We start from the raw sequence: 12,281 nt of genomic DNA on the forward strand, positions 1-12,281 counted from the left end.
GCGCCATTGTAACGCCTGTGGCTGTGGCGGCGGGACGAGATGATCGGGGCGTTATCTGCCGGGGCTTCAGGTAAAATTGCGCAACATCGGATTCAAATCTGGCAGAGGCTTATGGCATCGTTGAAACGCAAATACTCGGGCATGGAGCGCGAGCTGGCTCGTACGCTGACCACCGCCTGCGAGACGGCCAAAAGCGAGATCGTCGGCTTCCAGTGGCTTACCCACGATGTGGACTACGAGCGCTTTCCGCAGAGCCTCATCGTCACCTGGGTGTTCGATACCGAAGCGAGCAAGGATAAGGCAATCGCCAGCCCGGACAGGGCGAGAATGCATGACCTGACGCTGGCCGCCTTTGAGGAGGTGGGCATCACCGTGTCTAACATCGCCGCCCACGTCGCGTTTCGCTCAGAGCAGCGCAAGTGAGCGACAAACGTGGCTAAAGACATCGAAAATCCCTGCGTTTCGCTGTGCCAGCTCAACAGCGAAATGTGCGTCAGCTGCGGCCGCACCCGAGAAGAAATGCGCAAATGGCGCGGCATGAAACGCCCCGAGAAGATGGCCACCGTGCAGAAGGCTACGGCGCGGATGAAGGCGATTGCCAAGAAGAAGAGCAAAGGCTAGCTAGTAGCCAGCGACTACAGCGTAGTCTGAAAGACGATCTGTACGACTTGCTAATCAACGATACGCAGGTTGTAAGTGCGCTCGGCGTGCAGTCCCACGCACTGCGTTCCATAGGTTCCCACAGAAATATGAACCTTATGATGGCCGGCTTGGGTCGGGATTCCCTTGATCAGTGCCTGTGCTTCACGGTCCTGATGCTCAATACGCAAGCCTGCCGGCATCGGTGTTTTATCGCTGACATAGAAGCCATGGACAGGCGTTGAGGCGTTGGTGATTTCGATGCTCTGTCTGTACGGTACTCCCACCTGGCCGTCCGGTAAGTACTCGGGCAGGAGCATGGGCTCTGCCCTGGTGGCGCATCCGGCGGCGGTACTTCCGAGTATCGTTGTCTCGCATCCGGCGAGCAGGGCGATCAACGGTGCAATCAGCGGCATTCTTTGCAGCATATGAAAACGTTTACTCATATTTATGGAATTCGAGCGAATACAAGTCTGCCAAAAAGTGTGTAGGGTGTATGACGCTTTTTCATACACCGTTGTGGCAGTTGTCCGGCTACTTGCTGGACGCTGGCGCGTCCGGGGCGGCGCTTCCACGCGAAACGCTGGAACGATCAAAATATGTATAGCATTTCTTAAGAGTCATACTTGAGTTCACATTTATATCCACCCAGCGACCGAATATTCTTCCAGTTTTTCCAGTTAGCGATCAACCAGTCATGGTGTAAGCTTCCGTCCGTTGCGAAAAGATTTTTTCCCTGTGCAATTGGAAAGGTAAAAATATGCTCTTTATTTGAGATGGATTGCACGGTGACTTTAATTCTCGCCTGCGATCCATAAGCTTTATCAAAATACGCATTCAGATCATCTACATAGGTCAGTTGCGCAATGCCAAAAGGCGAACCTGCCGTTTCATGTACAAAGACGTTAGATAATCTTTTGTCAGTAAGATAGGACGAAACACCCCGCAACTCGATATTTTCACCGACGGTGAGCCATTGAGTCGCTCCTGGCGCAATGGTGATTGGACTGTTTTCGTTTCGAGCAGGGCCGAGCGTACATCCACCTTTGCCACCGCTCTTCGCGACGGCCACGGTTCGAGCATTCTCCACAGATAAGGATGCAGCAATTAGCGTAACTGGTGCTTCACTATAGTTGCGCACTTGGAAGCTAAGAGATACATCGTCGTGATTGCTAGAAAACCCAGGATTTCTGAAAATCGGACTGAAACGACCCTGTATTGCTACAAGTGGTTCTTTATTGGGAATAAAATTCTTTAATAAGTCCCAAACCCCACCAACATCACTGAGAAGGCCGACGCTTGCAATAATCACAGCAAGTGGTACTGACAAACCCCTGATAATCTTGCTTTTCCAAATGCTTTTCAAGCTTTACTCTCTTACGTTTTTCAAATTGGTGCTTGCGATATACGCGAGCTCAAAGCGTTCACAGAAACTACCTTTAGTCATCCTCGATCAACCTTTGAACATGGGGTTGCCATGAATCATGGTGATCAAGCTTCGCGCTGTCCACCCTACGCGGAGACATTCGACGTGGGTTGGATGACGCGCTCTTCATCCACCTCTACAGTGGTTGTTCGGGCTACTCGCTTGTTGCTCTGCCTTCCGCAAGACGTTCAAAACAATACGATACCTGAATCCCGTCAGGAGGCCGAGTGGAGGTGCTGTGGAGAGGGGCGTTTGGCATGGATGCCAAACGAGGAACGATGGGCCAGGGATGGCCCACCGTGACGACCCTCGGAACAATGCCGGAGCGAGGGGAGTTGAGTGTAGCGAAACCCGGATGCCGGGCGCGCTTTCTCTTTGGTTACTTTCTCTTTCGCGCGAGCAAAGAGAAAGTGACTCGCCGTAAGGGCGAAATCAGTAGAGGAGTGCGACGCAGAAAATAAATCTTTCCCCTCTTTCCAGTTCCCTTTTCCACGCGAAATCTTTTAAAGACTAAGTCCAGCGTAGGCTGTTTGTAATTCTTTCATATGCTTCGAAAAGTGAATTGAACTTATCTGCTACTTCTGGAGTGCGAATCAAAATATTTTTCGCTCTTGCAAGAAGTGTTTCGTTGCGGCTAACTGTTTGCCTCAAGTCACTGGTGATTTTTGTTTGCGCAGATTCTTTCAGCTCTTCTGTCGCTTGGTTGACTAGTGTCAGTGCTTCTTCAATTGAAGGTATAGTGGGTGTGGACTTGGATAATTGAGTGGAAAGCTCTGTTAGGCTAGCCAGCAATCGCTGCAAATCTTCTTCAGAGTGAAGAGCTTTGTTCCTGGCGTAGTGATCCGAGCATGCGCACTGAGTGTTATGGCAAATAGGGCAGTTTTGAGCGTAAATATTGTTAAAGCCATCTGAAAAATCTAGCTTCGGATACTGTATGTCCCAGGCCGATAGCAGCCATGCAATACAGTCGGCGAGCTCTTCTTCTATCGCTTGGACTGGCCTGCCTTGCCCGACGTGAGAACAGTATGCTTCATAAACCTCTCCCAGCTCTTCAAATAATCTAGAGAAGTGATGGTGGCATCCGTGGGTTTTCCAAATCGCTAAGTTTGATGGGTAAATACTATTCAGATTTTTTGCAATATCCCCTGCGCTAGGGGTTAAGCTGGGATTGTTTTTAATGGAGTTATATTTCTCTGACCGCTCCTCTCTGGCTGCTTTTTGATTTGTGAATTTTAATGATGTTTTGTTGGTTTTTGCGCAGATGCAATTGCTTTCTAGGCAATAGGCACAGCAGTTTGGGAACTTGCTGAGGAAAGAGTCTTGGATGTCGATTTTTAAATGTGTTCCAAGCGCACACAGCCAAGAGAAGGAACTAATAAAGTATGTACTAGGATCTTGTCCCTTTTCGACGGCTCTTGCTAGATATGCACAGTTTTGCGCAGCATGGGCATAGATGTATTCAAAACTACTAGATTTGTTTTTTTCTCCATATAGCTCCTTTAAGCTATTTTGAAGGTCTCTCATAGTTATCTTAATAGTAGGCTCTGGCATCTTTTTTTCCATAGAAAAGCCCCGCACTAGGCGGGGCTTTTCTAAGCTTCAACCCCAACATCCATGGCAGGTGTTGGGTGAATCTAGCGTAATTTCAAATTGCCATCAATCCCAGCTCAACGCCCCGCCAGTCTGATACTCGATCACACGGGTCTCGAAGAAGTTTTTCTCTTTCTTCAAGTCCATGATTTCGCTCATCCATGGGAAGGGGTTGCTGGCGCCTGGGTATTCTTCTTTCAGGCCGATCTGCGTCAGGCGACGGTTGGCGATGAATTTGAGGTAGTCCTCCATCATCGCGGCGTTCATGCCGAGTACGCCGCGGGGCATGGTGTCGCGGGCGTATTCGATTTCCAGCTGGGCGCCCTGCAGAATCATCTGGGTCGCTTCGTCTTTCATCTGCGCGTCCCATAGGCTCGGGTTTTCGATCTTGATCTGGTTGATCACGTCGATACCGAAGTTCAGGTGCATGGATTCGTCGCGCAGGATGTACTGGAACTGCTCGGCGGTGCCGGTCATCTTGTTGCGGCGGCCCATGGAGAGGATCTGGGTGAAGCCGCAGTAGAAGAAAATGCCTTCGAGTACGCAGTAGTAGGCGATCAGGTTCTTGAGGAACTGGCGATCGGTTTCCGGGGTGCCGGTTTCGAACTTGGGATCGGAGATCGAGCGGGTGTACTTGAGGCCCCAGGAGGCTTTCTTCGCGACGCTCGGGATCTCGTGGTACATGTTGAAGATTTCGCCTTCATCCATGCCCAGCGATTCGATGCAGTACTGGTAGGCGTGGGTGTGGATCGCTTCCTCGAAGGCCTGGCGCAGGATGTACTGGCGGCACTCGGGGTTGGTGATCAGGCGGTACACGGCTAGTACCAGGTTGTTGGCTACCAGGCTGTCGGCGGTGGAGAAGAAGCCGAGGTTGCGCATGACGATGCGGCGCTCGTCTTCGCTGAGACCGTCTGTGGATTTCCACAGCGCGATGTCGGCGTTCATGTTCACTTCCTGCGGCATCCAGTGGTTGGCGCAACCATCCAGATACTTCTGCCAGGCCCAGTCGTACTTGAAAGGTACGAGTTGGTTGAGGTCGGCACGGGCGTTGATCATCTGCTTGTCGCCGACTTCCACGCGACCAGAGGCGCCTTCCAGATCGTCCAGACCTTCCTGGATGTCGAGGTCGTTCAGGGCTTTCTTGGCGCGGGCGACTGCATCGGAGTCGTTGGCGTCGATGGCGCGTGCTTCGAGGGCGGCGTTGCCACCGACCTGATTGAGCTTTTCCAGGCTCATGTCGGCACTGGCTTGTGCGGCAGTCTGTTTGGGAGCGGCAGCTTCAGCGCCGTCTTCCTTGTCGAATTCGTCCCAGCTCAGCATGGGTTGGCTCCTGCTTGAGGGTCGGCATGAGAGCCGGCCTGTATGGATAGTGGCTAATCGTCGGTGGCTCGAGGTGCACGCAGAGCGCTACGGCTGATTATTGCCAGGGCTGCGCCTGGCTTCGCGTTATCGGTGCCGGATTGCAGTGAAGGCTGCAACCCGGCGGATACCTCTTATTGGCAGGCTTCGCAATCCGGCTCGTCGATGGCGCATGCCTTCGGAACCGGAGCCGGGCCAGGGGAGGCCTCGTTGGCTGGCGCGGCAGCAGAGGCTGCGCTGAAGCCTTGGTCGCCACCGCTGGACACCGCGTTGAGTTTGCTGGTGCTGATGGTGGACTTCTCGGTGCTGGTCGCGGCCAGGGCACGGAGGTAGTAGGTGGTTTTCAGGCCACGGTACCAGGCCATGCGGTAGGTCACGTCGAGCTTCTTGCCCGATGCACCGGCGATGTACAGGTTGAGCGATTGCGCCTGGTCTATCCACTTCTGGCGACGGCTGGCGGCATCGACGATCCACTTGGTGTCGACTTCGAAGGCGGTGGCGTACAGGTCTTTCAGTTCTTGCGGGATGCGCTCGATCTGCTGCACGGAGCCGTCGTAGTACTTGAGGTCGTTGATCATGACCGAATCCCACAGGCCGCGCGCCTTGAGGTCGCGAACCAGGTAGGGGTTGATCACGGTGAATTCGCCCGACAGGTTCGATTTCACGTACAGGTTCTGGTAGGTCGGCTCGATGGACTGCGATACGCCGGTGATGTTGGCGATGGTCGCGGTCGGCGCGATGGCCATGATGTTCGAGTTACGAATACCTTTCTGTACGCGAGCACGCACCGGCGCCCAGTCCAGGGTTTCGTTCAGGTCGACGTCGATGTACTTCTGGCCACGGGCCTCGATGAGGATCTGCTGGGAATCCAGAGGCAGAACGCCCTTGCTCCACAGCGAACCCTGGAAGGTTTCGTAGGCGCCACGCTCGTCGGCCAGGTCACAGGAAGCCTGAATGGCGTAGTAGCTGACCGCTTCCATGGATTTGTCGGCGAAGTCGACAGCGGCGTCGGAGCCGTACGGGATGTGCTGCAGGTACAGCGCGTCCTGGAAGCCCATGATGCCCAGACCAACCGGACGGTGCTTGAAGTTGGAGTTGCGCGCTTGCGGCACCGAGTAGTAGTTGATGTCGATGACGTTATCGAGCATGCGTACGGCGGTGTTTACGGTGCGCTGCAGCTTGGCGGTGTCCAGCTTGCCGTCGACGATGTGGTTCGGCAGGTTGATCGAGCCCAGGTTACACACGGCGATTTCATCGGCGTTGGTGTTCAGGGTGATCTCGGTGCACAGGTTGGAGCTGTGTACCACGCCCACGTGCTGCTGCGGGCTGCGCAGGTTGCACGGGTCTTTGAAGGTCAGCCATGGGTGGCCGGTCTCGAACAGCATCGAGAGCATTTTGCGCCACAGGTCTTTGGCCTGGATGGTCTTGAACAGTTTGATCTTGCCTGGGTACTCGGTCAGGGCTTCGTAGTACTCGTAGCGCTCTTCGAAGGCCTTGCCGGTCAGGTCGTGCAGATCCGGCACTTCGCTTGGCGAGAACAGTGTCCACTGGCCGTCGTCGAAGACGCGCTTCATGAACAGATCCGGGATCCAGTTGGCGGTGTTCATGTCGTGCGTGCGGCGACGGTCATCACCGGTGTTCTTGCGCAGTTCGATGAACTCTTCGATGTCCATGTGCCAGGTTTCCAGGTAGGCACACACGGCGCCTTTGCGCTTGCCGCCCTGGTTGACCGCGACAGCGGTGTCGTTGACCACTTTGAGGAACGGCACGACGCCCTGGGATTTGCCGTTGGTGCCCTTGATGTAGGCGCCCAGCGAGCGAACCGGTGTCCAGTCGTTACCCAGGCCGCCAGCGAATTTGCTCAGCAGGGCGTTGTCGCGAATGGCGTCGTAGATGCCGCCCAGGTCGTCTGGCACGGTGGTCAGGTAGCAGCTGGACAGCTGCGGACGCAGGGTGCCGGCGTTGAACAGGGTCGGCGTCGACGACATGTAGTCGAAGCTCGAGAGCAGGTTGTAGAACTCGATGGCGCGGTCTTCGCGGTTCTTCGGCTCTTCGATGGCCAGGCCCATGGCCACGCGCATGAAGAATACCTGCGGCAGTTCGAAACGGATGCCGTCCTTGTGGATGAAGTAACGGTCGTACAGGGTCTGCAGGCCCAGGTAGGTGAACTGCTGGTCGCGCTCGTGGTTGATCGCCTTGCCCAGTTTTTCCAGGTCATAGGTTTTCAGTTTCGGGTCGAGCAGTTCGAACTCGACGCCGGCTTCGACGTAGGCGGGCAGGGCCTTGGCGTACAGCTCGGCCATCTCGTGGTGAGTGGCGCTGGCGGCGACGTTGAGGAAGCTCAGGCCTTCGGCGCGGATGTTGTCCATCAGCAGGCGGGCGGTGACGTAGCTGTAGTTCGGCTCACGCTCGACCAGGGTACGGGAGGTCATCACCAGGGCGGTGTTGACGTCTTTCTGGGCAACGCCGTCGTACAGGTTCTTCAGGGTTTCTTTCTGGATCAGCGCGCCGTCGACTTCCAGCAGACCTTCACAGGCCTCGGTAACGATGGTGTTGAGGCGGCCCATGTCCAGCGGCGCCATGCTGCCGTCAGCCAGGGTCACGCGGATGCTCGGGTGCGGCTGGGCGATGCCGTCGGCGGCGCTAGAGGTTTTGCGTTCCTGGCTGCGGGCTTCTCGGTAGATCACGTAGTCGCGGGCGACTTTCTGCTCGCCGGAGCGCATCAGGGCCAGTTCGACCTGATCCTGGATCTCTTCGATATGAATGGTGCCGCCGGAGGGCATGCGACGCTTGAAGGTCGCGGTGACCTGTTCGGTCAGGCGGGCGACGGTGTCATGGATACGCGAAGAGGCAGCAGCATTGCCACCTTCCACAGCGAGAAACGCCTTGGTGATAGCGACGGTGATTTTGTCACCGGTGTACGGCACGACGGTGCCGTTACGCTTGATCACACGCAGTTGGCCCGGTGCGGTTGCAGCCAGTGCCTGGGTGGCGTCGCCTTGAGGCGCTTGGGCCTGAGGGTTCTCGCGAGTGGTGTCGGTGTGCATGAAGGTCTCCATGATCAATGAAATTTTTCCGGGATGAGCGTTCTGCAGCGAATCGTTATCTGTACCTGGCTTTCATTCCAATCGACAAAACCTGAAGCCTGCACAAGGCTGGCAGCAGGGTGTTGCAAAAAGGCGGTGATGGACTGGCTGGCATTTTTGCGCAGCTGCAGTCGGTACTGCTTCGATGCCGGAACGCTATCCCTGGCTTAACTGGTGCTTCCTGCTGCATGCGGTCACTAGATGTAGTGTTGCCGTTGCAAGCGTGGCGAGCGGTGTTCTATTTGCGCCGAACGACCCGGGTCGCTCGATACCGCTGTATGTCTGGTTACCGGAGCGTGCTACTCGGTGGCTGTTCTGTGCACCGAAACGACGCTGGGCATGGACTTCTTCAGGGCATTTGTGCTTGTGTCCGTTTTGGTCAAAAACCCAACATGTAGGTGTTTGGCGAGCTGGGGATACAAGATAGTGCGGTGAGGGAGCTAAGGCAAGCCCTGCAACCTGTGGATAAATCTGTGGGTTAATGCGGGGTAAGTGGCGCAAATGCCCATGGATACTGGCGATGCTGGGAGTGATGTTGGAATTGAGGGCTATGTTGCCGCAGGGAGTTTTTTTCAGGGTTTGCCGAGGGAAATTCACTTCGTCACATAAACACAATATGTAGGGTTTATTCGGGAACTTTGGCCTGCAATATGCAGATGCGCGGCGGCTCTCTGGGGAAAGCCGCTGCTCGTCGATGATGCAAGAATTTTGTCGCCTTATGGCAGAACTAGCGCCTTGTGCTTCAGGGCGCGTTTCTGCGTATCGGGCAGCTCGTCACGATCACCATAGGGCGCGGTGTACCAGCCGCCGTAGGTCGGGTTGGGCAGCAGGAACCAGCGTTGGCCGAACCAGGCCTGATAGGGCGCCGCAGCCTGGCGTTGCTCGCTCAGGCGATTGGGCGCGGCAATGAAGTCGCCGTAGCTGTCGCCGACCAGCAGCAGAACCCGAGCGCGTTCACCGACCCACTGGCGGCGGCAGGTCTTGTCTGAACCGGCGTTCTGGCAGCCACCGATGGCCGTTCCTGCGGTAAGGATCTGCCCTTCGTCCTCGACGGGAAAGCCCGCCTGGCGCAGGTTGCGCAGGGTGTCGGCTTCCTGGCCGGGCTCGCGATTGGTCAGGTAATAGGGCGTGATGCCGAGCTTGGTCGCCGCTTGCATGAAGGCTACCGAGCCTGGCAGGGCACGGGCCTCGGCTTTTTCCACCCAGCGATACCATTCGGCGTAATCATAAGCGCCGCCATCGACCACTGACTTGGCATTCACGGGGGTGTTGTCGAGCAGCGTTTCATCGATATCGACGATCAGTGCGGGCGGCAGGCCCGTCAGGTTGCGCGGCGGTTGCGCCAGGGCATCCCAGTGCGGATCGGCCAGCGCGGGTTGCAACTGACGGGTCGCGGCGGCATAAACCTGGCGATAGAGCAGTTCGTGCTCGATAGAGGTTTGCGTCCACAGCACCGCGTCGAGCTGATCATGCTCTTTGGGAGCTTGCTGGCAGCCGGACAGAAGGGTGGCCAGCATTACGAGAGTGAACAGATGAAAATTGAGCATGGCTTTGCCGTGGCTTCCTTGGTGGTATTCAGATGCTCACCAGAGGGGCGTGCTTACCCGAGATTGTTGAGCGTTCCGTAGGAGCCGGCTTGCCGGCGATTGGTGGCCATAACGATAACTCGCATGATGGCTGCAAGCGCATCGCCCGCAAGCGGGCTCCTACAGTTTTCGTCGGGTCACGCGCTTCTTATTTAGGAGCAGCGTCTTGCGGCGATTGGAGGTCATCATTCGGTTTGCGCAATGGCCGCTATCGTATCGCCCCGAGGGCAGGGCTTCGACTAGAAACTGACGGTTGCGGACAGGCGCGCCGTGCGCGGGTCGCCCGGGAACAGGTAGCCATCGCCCTGGTAGGCGCCGGTGTCGCGCCAGTAGCGTTTATCGAACAGGTTGTCGACGGTCAGGCGCAGTACCGTTTCGTAGCCTTCTATACGCGTGGTGTAACGGCTGCCAAGGTTGAACACCGTGTAGTCGGCGACTTTCACCGTGCCGTTCGGGTTGGCGTACTTGCTGCCGCTGTATTGTAGGCCGCCGAGCAGCGACAGGCCCTGAATGCCGGGTATCCGGTAATCGGCCGACAGGCTGGCGCGCACGCGCGGCACGTTAACCGCCTGATGGCCTTCATAGGCTTCGGTGCCGCTGTCGATCGCCCGGGCGCGGATCACTGCAGCGCTGGCCGATAGCTGCAGATCGCGAGTTGCCTGCCCGCTGGCAGAGAGCTCCAGGCCGATATTGCGCTGCTTGCCCTGTTGCACGTAGGTCAGGTCGCCGTTGTCGTCCGGGCGGCTGTATTGCAGCGCCTGGTCGATACGGAACAGCGCTGCGCCTAGACTCAGGCCCTGCCAGTCACGTTTGAAGCCTGCTTCCAACTGGCGGGAAATGGTCGGGGCAAGGATTTCATCCTTGTTGCTAGTGAACCAGGGAGCTTCGCCCCCTAGGGACAGTCCTTTGCTGTAACTCAGGTACAGGGTGGTATCCGCTTGAGGCTTATAAAGGAGAGCGGCGTTGGGTAAAAAATCGGAGCGGCGCGTATGACGTTGGCTAATGCCATCCTCATCAAATGATTCTTCGTCCAGACGCACCTGACGCCCGCCGAGCAGCACCTGCCAGTGCTCGTCGAAGCTGATGCGGTCGCTGAAGAACAGCCCGTACTGGCGGCTGTCGAGGCGGCGATTCTTGGGGTTGAGCGGTAGGTCGGTTGGGGCGAAGTCGGCAACGTCTTCATGGATGTTGCCGGTACCGATTGGCACGTTGACCGAACTGCGACGATCCACCGTGCGACGCAGTGCACTGCTGCCTACGGTCAGCTCATGGCCGATTGTGCCAGTAGTGAAGGCGCCGGATAGCGTTGCCTGCAGTTCATCATGGCGGCGGGTGTCATCCGGGCTGCGGTAGTCGGAGATATCGTAATCACCTTCCGGGCTGAAGAAATTGGCGTTGGCAATGCCTGCGCAACCGGCAGAGCCCCAGCAGCCGTAGGGAAAAGTACTGTAGTCGTCGATCACCACCTGGCTGCGCGAGGCATCGATTGCGGCCTTCCAGTTGTCATCGAAGCGGTACTCGAAACGCCCGCCCAGGTTCAGCGAATCAATGCCCACGGGTTTCCCCCAGCTCTGATGGCCCAGGCGTTTATCCGGGTCGACGCCGCTTGGCACCTGAGTGCCGCCAAGCAATTGATAGCCGGCGACCGAACGCTGCTCGCGGATCTGGTATTCGGCGTCGAGCTGCAGTGTGGCGTTGGGCGACAGGTTCCAGTCCAGCGCCAGGGAGATGAAGTCGCGCTTGCCATCGGCGTGCTCGACGAAGGAGCGAATGTCCTCGTGGGCCAGGTTGAGGCGCAGGCCCAGCTCCTGCTCGCTGCCAAACCAGTGGCCGAGGTCGGCGGCGATATAGCGTTCGCCATCCTGATTGCTGGCCACGCTCAGTGAGCGCACGTTCTCGGTACGCTTGGTCACGTAGTTGATCAGCCCGCCGGGCTCGACCACGCCGCTCTGCAGGCCGGACAAACCCTTGAGCAGCTCGACCTGCTGTTTGTTTTCCAGTGCCACGTTCTGTTCGCCCACCACGCTGCGACCATTGACCCGATAGCTGTTGGCGGCATTCAGCGAGAAGCCACGCACCACGAAGTTCTCGTAGTAACCGATGGGGGCATAGGCTTCGCCCACCGACGCATCGTTCTTCAGCACATCGCTGAGCAGGCGGGCCTGCTGGTCGTCGAGCAACTGCCGGGTGACCACCGAAACCGACGCCGGGGTATCGAGCAGCGGTGTCTCCGTAAAACCACCAACCGTGGCGCCACGGGCCTGGTAGCTGTCGCCGGCTTGGTCTCTTATGGTGGTGGCGTCGAGGGCGACCACCGAGTCGGCGGCCCAGGAAAACGTCGGGCTCAGGGCCAGGGCGAGCAGAGTCGGTGCGAAACGCGGGCGAGGCAGGGCCATGCAAGTTCCTTGGGTGCGGAGGTCGGCGGTTGGCTATATCCGGTACGCGGGCGATTTGTTGTCGGCACAGGGCGGCCATCGCTTGGCGGGGCGGCATTGTCGCCTATAAAGGTAACGGTTGCCATGTTGGAAGCAGGTTGGCAGAGCGCCGTAGCCTGGCGTTGAGCGCAGCGGTACTCAGGAGTGCCCTGGGTTTCGC

9 protein-coding genes are annotated in these 12,281 nt (G+C 57.3%); 2 read left to right on the forward strand and 7 right to left on the reverse strand.

Annotation, left to right across the window (positions count from 1 at the left end; genetic code table 11):
- The first annotated feature begins 39 nt into the window (after positions 1-39).
- Positions 40-423, forward strand: a complete 384-nt coding sequence (locus K5Q02_RS14055; protein ID WP_225831484.1) for a hypothetical protein — start codon at positions 40-42, stop codon at positions 421-423.
- Between the two features lie 9 nt (positions 424-432).
- Positions 433-621: a DUF1289 domain-containing protein gene (locus tag K5Q02_RS14060; RefSeq protein ID WP_225831486.1), complete on the forward strand. Its 189-nt coding sequence runs from the start codon at positions 433-435 to the stop codon at positions 619-621.
- Between the two features lie 50 nt (positions 622-671).
- Here K5Q02_RS14060 and K5Q02_RS14065 read toward each other — a convergent pair whose 3' ends face one another.
- The 7 genes from K5Q02_RS14065 to K5Q02_RS14095 all read right to left on the reverse strand — a co-directional run bounded on the left by K5Q02_RS14065 (position 672) and on the right by K5Q02_RS14095 (position 12,082).
- Positions 672-1,085, reverse strand: a complete 414-nt coding sequence (locus tag K5Q02_RS14065) for a hypothetical protein (RefSeq protein ID WP_225831488.1) — start codon at positions 1,083-1,085, stop codon at positions 672-674.
- Positions 1,086-1,252: 167 nt separating this feature from the next.
- Positions 1,253-2,005, reverse strand: a complete 753-nt coding sequence (locus K5Q02_RS14070; protein ID WP_225831489.1) for a hypothetical protein — start codon at positions 2,003-2,005, stop codon at positions 1,253-1,255.
- 570 nt (positions 2,006-2,575) lie between these two features.
- Entirely contained in the window at positions 2,576-3,616 is a 1,041-nt protein-coding gene (locus tag K5Q02_RS14075) for a hypothetical protein (protein WP_225831491.1), read from the reverse strand.
- 105 nt (positions 3,617-3,721) lie between these two features.
- On the reverse strand, positions 3,722-4,975 hold the full coding sequence (locus K5Q02_RS14080) for a ribonucleotide-diphosphate reductase subunit beta (protein ID WP_225831493.1): 1,254 nt from the start codon (positions 4,973-4,975) through the stop codon (positions 3,722-3,724).
- A gap of 173 nt (positions 4,976-5,148) precedes the next feature.
- A complete protein-coding gene (locus K5Q02_RS14085; protein ID WP_225831496.1) occupies positions 5,149-8,061 on the reverse strand; it encodes a ribonucleoside-diphosphate reductase subunit alpha in 2,913 nt (970 codons plus the stop codon).
- 755 nt (positions 8,062-8,816) lie between these two features.
- Entirely contained in the window at positions 8,817-9,647 is an 831-nt protein-coding gene (locus K5Q02_RS14090; RefSeq protein WP_225831500.1) for a 5'-nucleotidase, lipoprotein e(P4) family, read from the reverse strand.
- 278 nt (positions 9,648-9,925) lie between these two features.
- Positions 9,926-12,082, reverse strand: a complete 2,157-nt coding sequence (locus tag K5Q02_RS14095; RefSeq protein ID WP_225831502.1) for a TonB-dependent siderophore receptor — start codon at positions 12,080-12,082, stop codon at positions 9,926-9,928.
- Positions 12,083-12,281: the final 199 nt, after the last annotated feature.

It is taken from the genome of Pseudomonas sp. MM211 (genome assembly GCF_020386635.1).
Taxonomy (GTDB): Bacteria; Pseudomonadota; Gammaproteobacteria; order Pseudomonadales; family Pseudomonadaceae; genus Aquipseudomonas.

Bases quoted from the DNA above. Each gene is read 5' to 3' on its own strand.
- K5Q02_RS14055 (WP_225831484.1), top strand. From the start codon at position 40: ATGATCGGGGCGTTATCTGCCGGGGCTTCAGGTAAAATTGCGCAACAT.
- K5Q02_RS14065 (WP_225831488.1), bottom strand. From the start codon at position 1,085: ATGAGTAAACGTTTTCATATGCTGCAAAGAATGCCGCTGATTGCACCG.
- K5Q02_RS14075 (WP_225831491.1), bottom strand. From the start codon at position 3,616: ATGCCAGAGCCTACTATTAAGATAACTATGAGAGACCTTCAAAATAGC.
- K5Q02_RS14080 (WP_225831493.1), bottom strand. From the start codon at position 4,975: ATGCTGAGCTGGGACGAATTCGACAAGGAAGACGGCGCTGAAGCTGCC.
- K5Q02_RS14085 (WP_225831496.1), bottom strand. From the start codon at position 8,061: ATGCACACCGACACCACTCGCGAGAACCCTCAGGCCCAAGCGCCTCAA.
- K5Q02_RS14090 (WP_225831500.1), bottom strand. From the start codon at position 9,647: ATGCTCAATTTTCATCTGTTCACTCTCGTAATGCTGGCCACCCTTCTG.
- K5Q02_RS14095 (WP_225831502.1), bottom strand. From the start codon at position 12,082: ATGGCCCTGCCTCGCCCGCGTTTCGCACCGACTCTGCTCGCCCTGGCC.